Raw genomic sequence first — 17,452 nt, forward strand, 5'->3', positions numbered from 1 at the left:
TTCATCGAACAAATATTATTAGAGAGAAATAATATTTGCTGAAACATCCTTGTTTCAAGGCTGGTATTTAAAACGAACAGTAAGTCTATTACTTTAGTGATAATTACTAATTTATAAGTCGCTTTGACTTACGCTTTCACTACATTAGTTCCCTTGTTTTGGCATCTTAAATACCGATCATAAAAACTTTGCCTATTTCACTATTTATAAGTGTGTGATCCAATTAACAGGCTAATAATTGGAGTAGCCCTTTATCACCATTAAAGTCAAACATCAGCAATGATGTAGGTTGGTTAAAGTGGTGGTTTTTAACAGCATAAGCGACCAAAGCAAGCGAAGATGAGCTTCCCATCGTTCCCCATAACTCATTGATAAGTTGAGGTTGTTCTGGATAAGTAAAGCGTTCCGCCTTTGCACCCAAAGCGAAACCATAATCTTCAGTGTGAGCACGTAAGTTTGACATATCCGAAAAAACCTCACCAAAGGATGCCAGTTTTTTACTTGAACGTTGAACCAACCGAAACATCCCTCTTCTATCTGACGAATTTAATTCCGTATCGATATAGCCTAATTGCGCTTGGGGGTTGAGTTTTAATGTTTCTACTGTATTTCTTCGACACAGAATCAACCCCGCACCACCTTCACTTGGAATAACGCCCCATGGATTATTGGTGCTCATAACCATTGCTTCATTTATTAACGAGTCAAGAGAGCTCACTAACGAATCGACACTCACACACATCATGGCGTCGTATTTATCGAGTGATTTCATGGCTTGTAGCACAAAGCTAGGCCCGCTTGCATGCACTGCTTGGACCACAGAAAGAAAGTCAGAATAGTCACTTTCACCAAGCCATTCCTGCACCTTTACTAGAGAGACAGAGCTTGGCACGGCGATCAATAATGGAATCGGTTTCAAAGAACGCGGTAACTGCATCAATAAAGAATCGAGTAGATAACTCGTTATCTCACAAGTTTTTTCAAACAACTCAGTGTCTTTGGTGTATTCGATTTTCGCGTAGGTAAAACGCTCAATCCCGTCTTCTCCAACGATTTGTTCAAATCTGGCTAAATCAGCATGAGCGACACTGCTTGAGATATCGAGGTTCATGCCCATCGGCGTCATCACTTCCATTCCTAAGACATAGCGGCCTGTCGAATTATGCATGCTCACTCACCTCTGCCAGTTTCGTGATGGACGTTGATACCAACAGGTGTTCTTTCCCCTGACAAGGGAATGCGGAGGTATAACTGATTGAAATCGTTTTCTTTTCAGCATCGACAAATAGAGTATACATCGACATATCGGCTTGATAAGTATCTTGTTTGAACGTAGCAAGCGCACGGTATTTTTCTTTAGGGATACGAAATGAAATCGTATCGTCATGACAAAAACCACTCATCATCAAACGTTCACCACCGTGAAGGAAACCTTTACATTGTTGGTCAACAGGTGCGCTTTGGAAAAAGCGTCTATCGAAGTCGACCGGTAACATTGGTTTGCGGTTTTCAATCCAATCGTCATCAAACGTACCCGCCAACTTTTGACGAGATTCAAAGAACGGAGGCATCGGCCCAAAACCGGCCACACGCAGTTTTTTCCCTGTCGCACTCCAATCTTCTTTTGGATAAAACACCGAAGGCACCTTTTGCTCAACTAATTCTTTACTGGAATCAGCAACACCGCCGCCAATACGGTTCCGTAAGTCACCGCCAATGGCACAGGTATAGTCAATGTCTTTTTCGATGAAAGGAATCGGTTTGCTGAGCGTAATACTGCCACCATGCTCTACCCATACACGTTCACCGTGAATAGCAAGTGTCTTGTCGATATGGCCATCAATCAACACGCGGCACTCTTGGTAAGTCACCGGTTTCTTCGCATAGCTGCGCGCCTTTCCGTAGACCAGCACGTCAGTATTAGTTTTGGTATAGGCGAATTCATGGTCCATTTTCATTGCCGAGAAGCCTTCTTCTCCTAAATATTGAGGATCATCAAAAATCTCGCTTTCGCCCAACTCATGCCATACTGCACCATCAAACTGCCAAGTACGCTTCGCGACAACAACCCACACTTCATCGCCGTTTTCATCACGCTGAAAGCGCCCTTTAAGCGATAGCTCGGGGTGCGCTTCAATGTCCCATAACTGCATTGCTATTCCTTAAGTTGAATCGTTCGCTCGCAGAAGGTGCTGCTTTTAAGTTGTTGAAGTTCCAATCTTGTTGGTGAATTGGCATCGCCATATCCCAAGGCACATAAGCCCTAGATTGAATACAGAGTTGTCGCCATAGCCAATCACGAAACATCACGTCTATATTGGCATCTTGCATTGCTGCCAAAGTAGATTCGAAACTCAGTGAATACCCCAAACGACTTGGTAAGTTTTGAACGTACTTGTCGTCTTCAAGCCACTCATTGAGTAAATCGACAATCTCTTCCCACTCATAATCAACACCCACTTCTTGAGGAGTAAGAGGAAGGAGCTTTCCGTAGACGACATACAGGGCTTGAATCCAAACCTCGCCTTCATCTTCTTCTAGTCGTTCTAACTGCTCGATGATCTCAGGCACCAATTTCCAATCACCCGTTAGTGCAAAATCAACAGGCGCCAGCGATGAAGATATATCAAAGGATTCAAACTCTTTGAGCTCCAAAAGTTTGGCGAAAGTCAGCACTTGTGCCGAAGGCAATCCACTCGGTTCAATACCAAAACACTGGCGGAACCAAGTGCTTCTATCACGTTTGGTGATCAAGCGTTCGAACAGATACTGCTCACCATTCGCATGCTCATTAATCCACTCAATGCCCTCTTCTACATCTTGTAATGCCAACAGGGGTAATGCGACATTGGAACGAATGATTTCCGCTTTATGCCAGCGCTTGATCAGAGCAACGCTTAATGCTTGCCTTACACGTAAGCATTCAAAATAAAACGCGCTTGTTTTCGAGTTACCTTCAATCAGTTCTGACATCACACTGTCGAGGTGTTCAACGGGCGATTGAGTCACAAACACCATCGCAGTGTTGCTATCTAACTCTTCAAGTACCGATAAGCCAACTAATAGATTATCAATATCTGAACCAAGTTCATTCTGCAGCGCGAGCCAAACATAAATTTCTGGTTCTTGGTTTTTTAGTTGATGGAACAGCCCTGGGGTAAGTCGATAGAACGAGAGATAAACCTGTTTGAGCTCTTCAATCTGACGTTCTATCAATTTGAGATACTCAATCTCTCGGCTTGGGTAACCACGTTTGTGGATTTGGACACGTTGTTTGAGTAAAAAACCGAGACTCTCGGATGCTATCGATAACTTTTCATTACAGAAACCCAGCCAAGATGCCGGCAATTGGGAAAGCTCGTTGGTCGCCTTCTCTGCTTTTGCTAAAGCGCTTTCAACGAGCTGGTTAGTTATGGGGGCATTTAGGTGTTCAACACCGATTCTTTGTCGCATCTACTTATCCGTTATTAGCGTGCGATAACGCGATTACAATTAGTTAACACGAAACAGTTAGTTAACTCGAAACAATTAGTTAACTCACAGTAAGTAGCTAACTCGAGGTAACTAGTTAATTGCGATCGTTCCGCCTTGAATCTTTTGAGCTTTTTCTGCTTGTGAGGTGACGTATTTCGCTTTCGTCGTAATTCGGCCATCACGCCCACTGTAGCGCGTTTCTGTCTCACCACTTTTGACGATCAGTTCTTGCTCGGTTTCTATCACCATCTTTTTCGCTCTCAACACGAACTCGTCAGAGTCATTCAGAATAGAGAAAAAAATGTCCGTCACGAGAGGCAAGCTTAAGTCGTCGTTCATAAATTCGATACGGCAACTCAGTTTATTATCTATTGCCATTTGTAATTCACTGCGACGAAAGCCGCGCCCTAACCTTGCAGTGAGCGGTTGATTGAATGGATTACCATCAAAATCGACACGGACATTGCCCGTTGACTCGTTAATGGCGACTATGGTTCCAAAACGCGAAAAGCAAGCCGGTGATTCGGCTTGCTGTTTCGTGATGGTTTCTGCAATAAGAGGTTGTTTTTCCATCATTAGTTAATCGCTACGTTACCACCTTTCACGACGACTTTATCGCTGCCTTCAATGGTGATTGAAGAACCAGAAAGCTTGATTGAACCGTCACTGTTCATCACTAATGAAGAACCACCGGTTTTCAATACAATCTTGTCACCACTGATGATTTGCGTCGCACCATCGGCTTTGTAAGACGTGTTACCTTTCACCGATACGGTTAAGTTACCACCTACCGTTTGATTATCGTCAGCACCAACATCAGAGCTCTTAGAAGCGCCGACAGTCAGGTTGCTGTTTTCACCCACATCCAAGTCGTCATTCTTGCCGATCTTGGTTGTACGGTTATCACCAATTTCCAAATCAGAATTGTTTTTCACATACTGAGTTTCGTTAGCGTTGTAAGTCACAGTGACGTCTTGTTCTACCGTCTCAGTAAACGTGCTGTTTACTTGTGTTGTCTTGTGGCCATCAATAGTTTCTTTATGGTCACCATGCACTTCATTAGTTTGGTGACGCGCGACCTTTAAGAACTCATCCTGACCGATGTCTCGGTAACGGTTGTTGAGTACCTTCGTCGACATGTCTTTTTGAGCGTGAATGTAGACTTCTTCTTGGTTCGCTTCGTCTTCAAAGCTCAGCTCGTTGTAACCAGTGCCTTTGTGCGTTTGAGTACGGAACGTAGTACGCGTTTTGTTTTCTGGCAACGAGTACGGAGGGAAATGCAGGCCATTGTACACCGCGCCTGTTACAAGCGGTCGGTCTGGGTCTCCCTCAAGGAAGGTAACGACAACTTCATGGCCAATACGTGGCAAATAAACCGCACCCCACGTTGGAGCAGCCATAGATTGGCTTACGCGAATCCAGCAGCTTGCGTGCTCATCGTTATCGCCGTAACGATCCCAGTGGAACTGAACTTTTATTCGTCCTAGTTTATCGGTGTAGATCTCCTCGCCTGCTGGCCCAACCACTACCGCCGTTTGAGGGCCGTCTACAAGCGGAGCCGCCAGTTTAGGAGCTTTGAATACCACGTCGCGAGGGATGCAAGAGAACTGGTTGTAGTACGTAGTTGGCATACCACTTGTTTCGTCCTCATGCACTTGTGGGTCTTGTCCTGTGTGCATCACTGATAACATGATGTAATCCCGGTTGATCGCCGAACGAGGGTGATCACTGATGTTGAAGCTGTAGCCGGATGCCAAACGCATCACATCACTGCTTGCTTCAACTTGTTGATTATCAACAATGTGCTCAGACATCCACTCAGTCGTTCTCACCTGCCCCATTGCAGGATCAACATAACGACCCGGATAATCAAACTGCTTGAGATCTTGGTCGAGATCACCTGCATGCGTCATCTCTTGCGGGATCTTTGGCTGCTCGTAGTTGTAGTCCGTGTACGTAACCTGACCCGTTCGCACGCGGTTAACAAGCTCTAGGTCAGAGATGTGCTCGCGGTCAGCAACACCGCCGCCATCAGCGTGATAAACAATCGGTCCAATATAAGAAGCGTTGATAGGAGAGCTCACCAAAGGCGCAATAGCATCGTTGCTATCCACAATCACCATGGTGTGGTTAGCATCAGTGTGATCAAAGTAATACCACATACCGTGTTCTGCCATCATTCGTTGAACGAACTGAAGGTCAGATTCACGATATTGCAGTACGTATTCTTTCGGAGGATAAGTACCCGAGACTTCAAATCGATAGTCGGTAACTGCGCCATCATCAAGCACTTCCGTGATGATGTCTTTCGCAGATTTCTGCTGGAAGATGCGACAGTCTTGACGCTGAGATAAGAACCAAGCTTGAGGAACCAGAACCAATTGATAACGAGAGAAGCGACGACCCGTACCTAGGTAACGAACTTCGTTTACTACCCCGTTGAATACGCGTGCAGCACCTACACCCTGTCCATAAAGAGTTAACGTGCCAGCTTTACGAATCAAGGCATCAAAAGAAATATCTGGATCAAGTGAAAGTAATGAGAGACTGATGTGAAAAGGCTTCGAAAGCTCTTCATTCACTTGAAAGCTTTCTACTCGAAAGTCGTGCCCACACCCTGGCACTTCAAATTTAAATTCTACGTCATTCACCATATCTTTTACCTGATACAAATAATCGAATTAGGGCCAACAATTGTTGGCCCTGAATCTTTACGCAAAAAGCAATTATGCTTCGCGTGGAGCACGCCAGTCGTCGTTACCAGCTGTACCACAGTTTTCGTGAGTTACTTCGATTGCACGGTAAGTCAGCTTAAGAACTTCTTCTGTCACGCGGTCTGCTGTTGCAGCGTCTTGACAGTGGTTCATACGAGTTTGGATATCTACAAGTAGCGCATCAATCAGTTTGATTGAGTAGTAGTGCTCTTGCTTACCTTGAACTGAAGTACGGTAGAAACGAATCACACACTCAGGAAGTTTTTCGCCAGAAACTAGTGCGTTGAATAGTAGCGGAGAAGAACGGTCTTGAACTTTAGTTACAACAACTGGGCGGTGTACACGTTGACCAGTTGGCTGACCGCTTTGTGGGTCACGTGGCACTGTTAGTACGTGATCAAGTTCTTGTACTAGGAACTCATCAACGTGAGCTTCTTGCCATGTGTTACCTACAGAATCTGCAGAGTAAGTATCTTTAGTGATGTGACCTTGAGTTTCACCTTTGATAGACATATATGCTGGAGTTGGCATCGTTATTTCCTTTTCTAAAATCTGTTTTGTTTAAATCACCAAATCGCTTATCACCGCGACTACTTAGTATAATCAAACTCCATGCCAACTTTTATAAACCTTACAATACAAACACTTAGCTAAAAATGGGCTTTATTTATCAATTTATTAAGTACAATTTATTGGATAAAAAACCAAAAAGTTGGAAATCGATAATAATAAATTGTTTCAATAATAAAAAGTGAAAATAACCATATATCAAGAACAGAATAAAGTTAATAAAACTATCTATTTAGTCATATTAACTAAGAATTAATTCAGTATGACAAACCAAGATAATCAACCGTAAATATTCCCACTAATTTTGTCATTAAAATCACCAACAAACGCTAGGCAAAATATCTTGATAAAAAAAGAGTGTTATCACTTTTAGTATAATAGCCGCTACCTCTTTTCCTCTAAAGAATAAAATGGCTATGATAAATATAAACCTTTCTTCATTAATTCAGCGTCTCCACCCTATTGCAAAAGTGGCGTTAGAAGACGCAGCTGCACTTGCAGTTTCTGAAAAAGCAACCGAAGTTCAAATCGAGCATTATTTACTGAGTCTATTAGAAAGGCCAAATAGTGATTTTGACGTCTTATTAAGTCATTTTGATTGTTCTGAGAACTTACTAAGACAATCGATTCGATCCACCATCGACACCAACGCCAAGGGAAATGGCAGCAAACCTGTTTTTTCTGCTTTATTAATCGAATGGTTACAAGAAAGTTGGCTGGTTTCTTCTTTAGATCTATCCGAAACACAAATCCGCTCTGGCGCCCTACTCCTTACTCTTGTTAGCAATCCTCTACGTTACGGCCAACACGGTTACGCCTCTATCCTTGAAGCCGTAAACCCTGACAGCCTTAAGCGTAATTTTGCAGAGCTAACAAGCCACTCTATTGAGGCGCAAGTCGCGACTTCCGAGAAAACGCAAGCTCGTGAAGATGGTTCAGCGCTGAGCAAGTTCACGACCGACTTTACGGGTAAAGCACGCAAAGGCGAAATCGATCCTGTCTTCTGCCGTGACCAAGAAATCCGCCAAATCGTAGACATTCTTGCTCGTCGACGTAAAAACAACCCTATTGCTGTTGGTGAGCCCGGCGTTGGTAAAACCGCAGTAGTAGAAGGCTTGGCCCTTAAGATTGTACAAGGTGACGTACCTGACAACCTCAAAGGTGTTGAGCTTTACGGCCTAGACATGGGTCTTCTACAAGCTGGTGCAAGCGTAAAAGGTGAATTCGAAAAACGCCTAAACGCGGTATTGGATGAAGTGAAAAACTCGCCAACCCCTATCATTCTTTTCATCGATGAAGCACACACCCTTGTTGGTGGTGGTAACCAAGCGGGCGGCAGCGACGCTGCAAACTTGTTAAAACCTGCCCTAGCACGTGGTGAAGTGAAAACCATCGCAGCGACAACCTGGTCGGAATACAAGAAGTACTTCGAAAAAGATCCTGCCCTCGCGCGTCGTTTCCAATTGGTAAAACTCGACGAACCGTCTCCTGAACAAGCAGCATTGATCATTCGTGGTCTTCGCCCTGCATACGAGAAGTCACACAATGTTTACGTGCGTGATGACGCCATCACTGCTGCGGCAGCACTTTCTGCGCGTTATATCTCTGGCCGTCAACTGCCAGACAAAGCGATTGATGTGCTAGATACGGCGTGTGCACGTGTGAACATCAGCCTGAATGCTATTCCTGCTTCTGTTGAGACCCTTCAGCAAGAGCTTGCAGCTCAACAGCGCGAGCTTGAAGCACTTGAGCGTGATGCTCTGCAGCAAACTGGCGACAAGCACAGCCTTGCTAATATTCCAGACCTAAAACTGGCAATGGAAACAACGAAAGAAGAGCTGGCAGAGCAAGAAGCCCAATGGCATAAAGAAAAAGAGCAGATCCAAGAGATGATTGCTCTACGCTCTCGCTTGCATGAACTGGTCTTTGGCGAAACAAATGAAGAAGAGCTTGTTGCAGACGAAGATTCAGAACAAGAGCAAGACGTTTCTCCATATGCAGAAATGGATGAAGAAGCAGTTCGCATTGCAATTTCAGCCTGCCAAGAACAGCTAGACGCAATCCGCAATGGCAACCCACTGGTTCACTTTGAAGTGGGTCCAGATGAAGTTAGCCACGTGATCTCGGACTGGACTGGTATTCCAATGGGTAAGATGCTTCAAGACGAAGCAGAAACCACGCTAAAACTGAAAGAAAGCCTAACACAGAGCATCAAAGGCCAAGAATACGCTATCGATGCACTGTCTGAAGGCATTCAAACCGCAAAAGCAGGCCTAGGCAACCCAGACGCACCGACAGGCGTATTCCTACTGGTTGGCCCAAGTGGTGTGGGTAAAACCGAAACTGCTCGTGCGATCGCTGATCAAATGTTTGGTGGTGAGCGCTTTATGACGACCATCAACATGTCTGAGTTCCAAGAGAAGCACACGGTATCTCGCCTAATCGGTTCGCCTCCGGGTTACGTAGGTTACGGTGAAGGCGGCATGCTGACAGAAGCGGTACGTCAGCGTCCATATTCTGTTGTCCTGCTTGATGAAGTAGAAAAAGCCGATCCAGAAGTGTTGAACCTGTTCTACCAAGTGTTCGACAAAGGTACGCTGAACGACGGCGAAGGTCGCACCATCGACTTCAAGAACACGCTGATCATCATGACCAGTAACCTTGCGACGCACGAGATTGAATCTTTGGTTCATCAATCCAAAGACATCGATGCAAACATCATCGCAGAAGCTATCCGCCCGACTTTGAACCAACACTTCAAACCGGCGCTGTTGGCGCGTATGTCTGTGCTTCCGTTTGTTCCGCTGTCTGATGAAGCAATGACAGAAATTATTCACCATAAGCTGAACAAAGTCTCTCAGCGTCTACAGAGCCATCACAAGTTATCTCTGAGCTACGAAGAAAGCTTGGTCGAGTTCGTACTAGGTAACTGTCGCCTTGCTGAAACGGGCGCGCGTAACATCGACGCAGTTATCAACCGTCAGTTACTGCCTCAGCTATCGACACAGCTATTGGTGCATGACAAGGATGATTCACATACGCAAATCGAAGTGTCTGTCGATGAGCAAGGAACACTAACCTATGCGTTCAGCTAACCATAGCGAACTTAGCAACGCCCTACTTGCGATCAGCCAGTCTTTGGCTGATCGCAGCCAGCTTACCCAAACCTTGGATGCTGTGTTGACCGCTGCGAGACAAATGACCCTCGCAAAACACGGCATCATTTATGTTTTGGACCAGACTGGTCAAGCGTTGATTCCAAGTACCGCTCACCATAACGATAAAACGATTGTTTCTCACCCTTGGGAAGCATTGCAGATCGATTCCGCCAGTGAGAACGACCCATTTAACTTTGCGATTCGCAATGGTGAAGTGGTGTTGATCAACGAGTTGTATAAGTACAACGGCTATGACTGCGACAGCATTTATCAAAGTGAGCAAATACTTGGACTAAAGAGTGAAAACTTATTGGCTTGGCCACTTATCGACAACGAAAGTAAAACCATCGGCCTATTAGTATTGCTCGATTTAAGCGTTATCGACAACGAAGCCGCACTCACTGAGTTCTGTCGCATGGCCGCGAGCAATATTCGCCAAGCGGTATGGTTAGAGCAATATGGGCAAGTGATCAAAAGCCTGAGTGCCGACAATCAAGCTCTAGTGCGCGAGAACACTCAGCTTAAAAAGCGAACCAAGAAAACCTACCAAGGTCCGATTGCAGAGAGCGAAGAAATGCTCAATGTCTTGAATCGTCTTGATAAGGTGCTATCTCTTCCTGTCGACGTTCTGTTGCGTGGTGAAACTGGTGCAGGTAAAGAAGTGATCGCGAAATACATTCACGAGAACTCCAACCGAGCAGACCAGCCTTTGATCGTTCAAAACTGTGCAGCTATTCCAGAGCAATTATTGGAATCGGAACTTTTTGGGCATAAGAAAGGCTCATTCACGGGCGCAGACAAAGATAAAGTGGGCCTGTTTGAAGCAGCCAACGGCGGCACGCTTTTCCTAGATGAGATTGGTGATATGCCAATGCTACTGCAGGCAAAATTGCTGCGTGTGCTGCAAGAACGTAAGGTTCGCCCTGTCGGTGCCAGTAAAGAGATTGAAGTCGACGTGCGCGTAATCGCCGCAACCCACTGTAATCTTATGCAGCAGATCAAAGATGGCGGGTTCCGTGCTGACTTGTTCTATCGCTTGAATGTATTCCCGATTACGCTGCCTCCCTTGAGAGAACGTGAATCAGATATTATTCCTCTCGCAGAACATTTCGTGCAGCACACGACCAAGACCTTGGGCTTACCGCAAGCGCCGGGGTTAAGTGCCAACGTGCGTAAACAGCTTCTTGCGTACTCTTATCCGGGTAACGTACGTGAGCTGAAAAACATCATCGAGCGCTCAGTACTACTGTCCGATTTTGAAACCATCACTCACATTGAGTTTGGTGAACAAATCCCAGAAGATACGCCAAGTGTTGAAGTAAAAGCAGCACCACCTACCCCAGAACAACCCGCTTACGAGCCAGCACAAGCGGATTTAGAGGACGCTTCAATAGGCCTTAAGGACGTTGTCAGCCAATACGAGCGCACAGTGATCATCGATTGCTTAAATGCCTGTAATTGGCACACCAAGAAAGCCGCCGAGCAATTGGCACTTCCAATGAGTACCCTCAACCATAAGATGAAGAAATACGATATTTCCGCTGCGGGTTAAGCGAGAAGCGAGAAATTCAGCTTCCATTGATAAGAAAAGAAAAACCGCCCGAAGGCGGTTTTTTTATTTATTGAGAATCGACGCTTCAATGATGGTTGCTAAGTATGGGTCTCTAATCCAAGTTACTAAACGTTCTTTACGCTCTTCTGGTTTCAGTTTTGCCCAGTTGATGTACATATCTTTATCAACTTTATAGCTTGGATCCTCACAATCAGAAAAATAAGATAACTCATCTACATTTTTGTACTGTCTGCCCAACGACATCTCAAAGCTTCCAAGTTTAAACGGCGTTTTTTCCGCTGTATTACGTTGTACTAGAGAGGACACCTTTAGAACTGCTTCTTGGAATCGACCAGATGTCGAAACAACGGGTCCAAATGGTCGAAGCCCCTTGATTTCTTGCCCGTTCAGCGCTTTAAATGCGAACTCGAAACGAGACGCGTAGACCACCTTACCATCGAAATCTTCATCCATGTCTATGTTGGATAGAGCCTCAGAGACAAAATCTGCATCTATATTTTTGTTAACCACATCGCTGTCATCTAGCGTCCATTTAGAACCGTCTTTCTTTAGTATTCCAATATAAGTAAGGTTACTTAGATACTCAGGACCAGCGGTAGTTTCAGATCCGAATACGGCTTCATTATCAAAAGTGGTAGATAGCTTTAGTGAAACTGGAACACTCTGCCATTCGAGGTTTTGTCCCTCATACGACTCTTTTCTGTGCTTGCCACCAATAAGCATAACTTCCGTAGCGAATGACTTGTTCGAAGTCCAATCAAAGCCTTTGAGCTCATCAGCAGTAGTGAGCATACTGTCTTCGTTCATAAACTGTCGTTTATTTCCGTAGTTGACCGCAATCGCACTGTGCTTAATGTCATCGATAACAGGCTTTGTCGGGCCTTTATGAACTTTATTATGTAAGACAAAATCTAACGTTAACAAGTCTTTCTCTGACACACTATTTCCGTTCGCTATAAAACCCGATTTAGCAGAGAGTGTGTAGTTATGGTTTGTATCGACCCCTACAGGAATCTGCCTAGGTGACGTGATAAATCGTCCGACTGTCTTGTCCACTCGCACTGGTAACTTATAGTTGCTTCCAGATAGAGTGAACTCATAAGTCATATTTTTAAAGCCACCGCTGTTTACATATTCTTTGAGTACATCTTGTTGGGAGTCAATTTTTATCACCTGCCCAAAAATCGGACCGAGAGCAACTTTAGATAAATAGCCACTATAATCAACTAAATCATGCTTGGCGATCAAAGGCTTCACTCCTGAGAAGACATCATCACCAAAGTAAAAATACGGCTCAAACTCACAGCCAATAAGGACTTTGCCGTCTACTTTTTCCGCCTCAAAAAATTCTGCCAACTCACCTTTGGGGTCTACACTAAACTCCTCGTGTTTCATCGGTTTGAACATCAAATTAAACTTAGGCCCACTGGTATTAAGTAAACCATCAGTACGCTGATAGGACATCTCACACTGAAACACATTTGACGTCATCTGTTTCAGACTTTGTTTGCCTAACAACATTTGCCACTTCAAACGGTGGAAAGGCGATAGTCGCACCTTTTTATTTGCTTTTAATCGCGCCTTCTCCCACTCATCAAACGTGACCCATTTAGCGTTTCCTTGAGGCTCAGAAACTAATAACCGAACGAATCCTAGGTCCTCTTCTGATAATCTTTTAGACTCAACATTAAACTGTGTCGCAAACTCCACTAAGCCTCGTTGTTGATCGCGATTATAGAGCTTGTCTTGCACTGGAAACGCGACATTAAACGCCCCAGAAACATCTTTCCTTTTTGGAGCAATATAGTTGGCTTTGTTACGAGTGATGACTTGTTCAGCGATTTCTTCACCGTAACTTTCAATTAATTGCTTGCGTCCCTCACGACGCATGAGTTCTTGGAGCCACAAGTTACACAAATTTTCTTTTAACTCTGTGTTTAATACCCAGCCATCGGTTTCGATATATCGCTGAATGTATTCATCGATGGCTAGTGTTCGCCACTGTTCTGTGAATTCTTGTTCGCCCCCAGAACAAGCTCTTTGAATCAAAAGCACCAAACCATTAATAGCAAGTGCACGGCGTTGATAGCGCTTAATCAGCTCCTTTGCACCCGTAGCTTCTCCTAAGTGCTCAACTAACGCATCTGAAGACGTAAAATACATCTCAGTCAATTGGGTATCAATCTCAGCCAATGAATCAATAATTTCTGTGGTTTCATGGCTAAGTTGTTCAATTGCAGATATGCTTTTTCTAACTTCGTTGTAGGAGGACAAGTAATAATCGAAAAGCGCAGAGTCTAACAACTGGGCGCCACTCATCAGCATTTTCCCGCCTTCTTTGACAACGAAAAAGCCTCTTGCTGCCTGTCCTATTATCGGAACATAGCAAGCCATACCAACGATCATCTCGAAGATAGCTAGCTTGAGCTCTTTTGCAATTGCTTCTTCTCCCAAGTTCGCATTTAACTGAGCTAGACGCGCTTGCTCCATAGCCTTAAAGCCGAGTCGACTCGGTGGAATTCTCGCCGCAAACTCTTGTAGGTAGATTCGAACTTCAACGCGTCGGTTTATATTAAGTTGCGCGTTTTCGCGTTTGATTTCGTTGTTTGGCACCTCGACTATTGGTCGACGTTCGCCAAAAAATCGAATATCACTGACTGAAGAAAAGAACTCAGCAACATGCTGCGCTCGCTGTTGTGAAAGGTTTTGGTTATATTCTGAATCACCGTTTTGACAGGCATGCCCTTCGATTTCAACAACGGCATTGGGAATCTTCGATAGCTCTTTATCAACAGCAGCCAAATATGACAAGTGAGGGGCTTGAACCTGATTGTTATCAAAAGGAAAAACCAAGCGTAAACCAGCACCTTTATGGTCTTTAACAAACATTGCACTGTCTTCAGCAACGTCATTCGGAATGCTGTCAGTAAACGTTACATTGTCGCCTAACTTATCTATGATTTGCTTAAGTAGTAATTCCCCGCTCTTCAGACTTTCTTTCCAGACTGGTACCCAGTTCAGATAATCACGTGATACCTGCTCAAAATAACTTTTCCTGAGTTTAGCTTTCTCTTCTGCTAAGCGTAATTGCTCGCTTTTGTCAGTGATCTCTTTTATCTCATAGAAGGTGTTAATTGCATTGAGCCCGGCACCAGCAAAGGGCGACAAAAAGCTTTTGACACTGCCGTTACCTGTCAACCACGTTCTAGCAGCACTCCCCGCCACAACGTGGGCATTACCATTTCTCGCAGGTTCAATAACCTTGGTAAAGAACTTACTTTTATCAAACCCTTTCTCTTTGAGAAGCGTTTTTAAGCCCACTTGAGCTGCACGCTCAGATTCCGATGCTGCTTGGCGTAAATCTTGAAGAGTTTGGTAAGCTGCTGCAGTCGCCGATACCCCAAATGAAAACTCCAATGCCGAAATCATGGCTGGGGGTAAAGCGCCCTTGTCTACTTGCCCCCAAAACGTGTTTGCTAAACTTCCAATCACATCGTGTTTACTTGACGGGTTTTGATGAATATTAATGCCAGCATTAACCAAACTTGGTGTCACTTTTGTGCCAACCTCCCACAGCGCAGCACTCATACTGGCAGTCGTTCCACTATTCTCTAGGTTTTCAAGCTCCCCCATTCGGAAGGCTTGTAGAGCTTTAAACTGCGTAGGAAATTGGTATATCAAAGACTCTTCAAGTGAGATCATGTCGCCAGCAACAACCGCAATCTTACCAAACGGTGTCGTTTGGCTGAGCGTGATGTATTCTCGTAGCTCGTAGCTGACTTTGGAGATAAGTCCAACCTCATCATATTCTTTAGTTACATTAGTGGCATTTAATGCAAACTCAGGGATCTCATCAATGAGTTCGGTGTCAAAAGCCACTTCAATGGTGTACATACCATCAATAAAAACTTCCGACGCCAACGGAAACAAAGCTATTGGGCGATGCGAACCGCTGTTTTGATCAAGCAGTGCTTGCGTTATGGTATTTTTACCCTGCAGGTTTAGGTGCTGTCCGCTCTCCTCATCAAAACGAGTAACTTTAACAATTGCATCAGCATACTCTTGTGTTGAAAATGCTACGGCGAGAAATGAGAACGTGGGTACAATAAAGCCACGAATGGGCTTATCTTCAGGAACAGAGTCATACCATTTGTTATATGTAGCTTGCTCATCCGTTAGTGCTTGAGTGCCTGCTTCATATTTAGGCGCGAGTTGTGAGCGCTTTACTTCTGTAACAGCGTATTCCACTTTTTTTTCTAGCGAGTTCAGTGCTTGATCACCGTCATACCCCTTTAGCTTTTCTAAGATAGAGACAAGGTCTGCACACGCCTTTTTCATTGGCCGAGCATCACTCTGTGCACCAATCGCCAACTCTGTAAGCATTGACCATTCAGGAAAAGACAGCTTGTACGTCTTCTGTGCTAGTTCATGTACTGGCGAGCGCAGTGCCAAAACCTGATTGATGTTGGTTTTTTGGTTTTTCTGAATAGAATCGCCCAGTACATGTAAACGACCTAAGTCGTCTGTCGCCCAAAGGGCTGCGCTTTCCTCACCTAAGTTTTTGGCAATGGGAAGCCGTGACATAGGGCGAATATTGCTTAATGCCTCAATCACTTCCAAGTTATCAGCTGAATTCACATCGGCATAGGCGGAACCTTTTTTACCATCAACGGTAGGATACTCAACGCCAAATAAATAGATGTCTGTCGGTAAATATTTAAAATCATTATTCATCGTTATCTACCTCCAGAAAACGCCCACCGTTAGCATCGGCATTATAAAGAACTGGGGTTTTAGCTACTCTTCCAGAATGAATCACCTTCCATGACTGTCGACCTTTTCCAGTCAACTCATAGCGATAATCAGATCCATAGCGTTTTATGGTTATTATTGCTGCTCCTGCCTGGGTTTCTCGGCCATCATTACTAATGTTAACCACCTTATCGTAAGCTTTCTTTTCCTCTCCTTCGTCAGAGAACGCAAGCCACGTTTTTTCCTCAACATTGATCAAAACTTTACGGTATGAGTTTACCGCCCATACGTACTTACCATTAGGACTGATAGCCGTTTGAACATAGACACGCTCCTTAATCGTTTTTTCTGGTTTAAATTCGTCCTCGGGGAAGATTTTATAAAGCATTTTTAAAGTCTTGGCATCAAACACAACCACACCCAAATCGCCGACGTAAATGAGCTTACCGTCAACAATGACAGTAGATTCTGAAATATCGACATCTACCTCCTCCTTGGTTCCCGTAGCTAATGTGTATTTAAAACGCTTAAAACCATCTGAGAAATAGATGTAACTAGAGTCGTCCGCCCAGACCAAATATGGCTTAGTCCGCGCGCTCCCTAGCTGAATAGTCTGTTGCGTTTTTAAGTCAAAAATGGCTTTAATCAGAGGCTCTCCATAACTGTATGCATAAGCCACATAACGATTGTTAGGTGAACGACTCATCGTAAAATTCTGTGGTGACGCGGTGCTTGGCATATCATCCGTGACTAAGCGTAAATCTGTTCCATCAATTTTCATGCTCCAGATTTTATAGCCATTTTCATAATCGTTTACGAGAGGGTCTCGAGAGCTGACATTATTCCACCAAAACTGAATTCGAGGTTTGTCATAAGAGCTCACGTCAGACAAATCTTCACGGGGCCACTCTTTTGCTCTGCGAACGGCATAACCTGGTTTGACAGGAAGTGTACCTGGGTATTCAGGCTTAGATAGATCTTCAGAGTAGACAATAAAGTTGTGCTCACTTTGCCATTGGCAGCGTGGTCCTGTCACATCTTTGCGTTCGAATGACGTTGTTTCACCAACATTGTAACAAGCCTTTTGAGCGGGTTCTTTTTCTACGGATTGTGTTGTTGCAGTATTCGAAGTTTGATTACTTTCTTCACCACAGCCTGTTAATAACATAACTGTCGAAAGAAGCGTGATACTTAACGTTGTTCGTTTCATT

Annotated in this window: 10 protein-coding genes; 2 read left to right on the forward strand and 8 right to left on the reverse strand. The window is 44.4% G+C overall.

The window, feature by feature from the left end; genetic code table 11:
- Nucleotides 1-223 precede the first annotated feature (223 nt).
- The 6 genes from ITG12_RS20710 to ITG12_RS20735 form a co-directional block, all read right to left on the reverse strand.
- On the reverse strand, nt 224-1,168 hold the full coding sequence (locus tag ITG12_RS20710) for a hypothetical protein (RefSeq protein ID WP_042604981.1): 945 nt from the start codon (nt 1,166-1,168) through the stop codon (nt 224-226).
- On the reverse strand, nt 1,161-2,153 hold the full coding sequence (locus ITG12_RS20715; protein ID WP_248874948.1) for a DUF2169 domain-containing protein: 993 nt from the start codon (nt 2,151-2,153) through the stop codon (nt 1,161-1,163). The genes ITG12_RS20710 and ITG12_RS20715 overlap by 8 nt, the downstream gene beginning before the upstream one ends.
- Entirely contained in the window at nt 2,134-3,453 is a 1,320-nt protein-coding gene (locus ITG12_RS20720) for a hypothetical protein (RefSeq protein WP_248874950.1), read from the reverse strand. The genes ITG12_RS20715 and ITG12_RS20720 overlap by 20 nt, the downstream gene beginning before the upstream one ends.
- A gap of 111 nt (nt 3,454-3,564) precedes the next feature.
- Nucleotides 3,565-4,050 (reverse strand): hypothetical protein, encoded by a 486-nt coding sequence (locus ITG12_RS20725; RefSeq protein ID WP_045419566.1) that lies wholly within the window; start codon nt 4,048-4,050, stop codon nt 3,565-3,567.
- Nucleotides 4,050-6,128, reverse strand: coding sequence for a type VI secretion system tip protein VgrG (gene tssI, locus ITG12_RS20730; RefSeq protein WP_039978275.1), 2,079 nt, complete (start codon nt 6,126-6,128; stop codon nt 4,050-4,052). The genes ITG12_RS20725 and tssI overlap by 1 nt, the downstream gene beginning before the upstream one ends.
- A 72-nt stretch (nt 6,129-6,200) precedes the next feature.
- On the reverse strand, nt 6,201-6,719 hold the full coding sequence (locus ITG12_RS20735; RefSeq protein WP_038867845.1) for an Hcp family type VI secretion system effector: 519 nt from the start codon (nt 6,717-6,719) through the stop codon (nt 6,201-6,203).
- A gap of 455 nt (nt 6,720-7,174) precedes the next feature.
- On the opposite strand from ITG12_RS20735, the gene tssH reads away from it, so the two are divergent.
- Together tssH and ITG12_RS20745 are read left to right on the forward strand one after the other, a co-directional pair.
- Nucleotides 7,175-9,853 carry a type VI secretion system ATPase TssH gene (gene tssH, locus ITG12_RS20740; protein WP_248874952.1) on the forward strand — a complete coding sequence of 893 codons (2,679 nt, stop codon included), beginning with the start codon at nt 7,175-7,177 and terminating at the stop codon, nt 9,851-9,853.
- Nucleotides 9,840-11,468, forward strand: a complete 1,629-nt coding sequence (locus ITG12_RS20745) for a sigma-54-dependent Fis family transcriptional regulator (RefSeq protein ID WP_061036004.1) — start codon at nt 9,840-9,842, stop codon at nt 11,466-11,468. The genes tssH and ITG12_RS20745 overlap by 14 nt, the downstream gene beginning before the upstream one ends.
- A gap of 63 nt (nt 11,469-11,531) precedes the next feature.
- Here ITG12_RS20745 and ITG12_RS20750 read toward each other — a convergent pair whose 3' ends face one another.
- Complete coding sequence (locus tag ITG12_RS20750; RefSeq protein WP_248874954.1) at nt 11,532-16,223, reverse strand: OmpA family protein; 4,692 nt, start codon at nt 16,221-16,223, stop codon at nt 11,532-11,534.
- Complete coding sequence (locus ITG12_RS20755) at nt 16,216-17,451, reverse strand: hypothetical protein (RefSeq protein WP_038878586.1); 1,236 nt, start codon at nt 17,449-17,451, stop codon at nt 16,216-16,218. Before ITG12_RS20755 ends, ITG12_RS20750 begins: the two co-directional genes overlap by 8 nt.
- Between the last annotated feature and the right edge of the window lies 1 nt (nt 17,452).

Source organism: Vibrio sp. ED002, assembly GCF_023277445.1.
GTDB classification, from domain to species: domain Bacteria; phylum Pseudomonadota; class Gammaproteobacteria; order Enterobacterales; family Vibrionaceae; genus Vibrio; species Vibrio jasicida.

Bases quoted from the DNA above. Each gene is read 5' to 3' on its own strand.
- ITG12_RS20710 (WP_042604981.1), bottom strand. From the start codon at position 1,168: ATGCATAATTCGACAGGCCGCTATGTCTTAGGAATGGAAGTGATGACG.
- ITG12_RS20715 (WP_248874948.1), bottom strand. From the start codon at position 2,153: ATGCAGTTATGGGACATTGAAGCGCACCCCGAGCTATCGCTTAAAGGG.
- ITG12_RS20720 (WP_248874950.1), bottom strand. From the start codon at position 3,453: ATGCGACAAAGAATCGGTGTTGAACACCTAAATGCCCCCATAACTAAC.
- ITG12_RS20725 (WP_045419566.1), bottom strand. From the start codon at position 4,050: ATGATGGAAAAACAACCTCTTATTGCAGAAACCATCACGAAACAGCAA.
- tssI (WP_039978275.1), bottom strand. From the start codon at position 6,128: ATGGTGAATGACGTAGAATTTAAATTTGAAGTGCCAGGGTGTGGGCAC.
- ITG12_RS20735 (WP_038867845.1), bottom strand. From the start codon at position 6,719: ATGCCAACTCCAGCATATATGTCTATCAAAGGTGAAACTCAAGGTCAC.
- tssH (WP_248874952.1), top strand. From the start codon at position 7,175: ATGATAAATATAAACCTTTCTTCATTAATTCAGCGTCTCCACCCTATT.
- ITG12_RS20745 (WP_061036004.1), top strand. From the start codon at position 9,840: ATGCGTTCAGCTAACCATAGCGAACTTAGCAACGCCCTACTTGCGATC.
- ITG12_RS20750 (WP_248874954.1), bottom strand. From the start codon at position 16,223: ATGAATAATGATTTTAAATATTTACCGACAGACATCTATTTATTTGGC.
- ITG12_RS20755 (WP_038878586.1), bottom strand. From the start codon at position 17,451: ATGAAACGAACAACGTTAAGTATCACGCTTCTTTCGACAGTTATGTTA.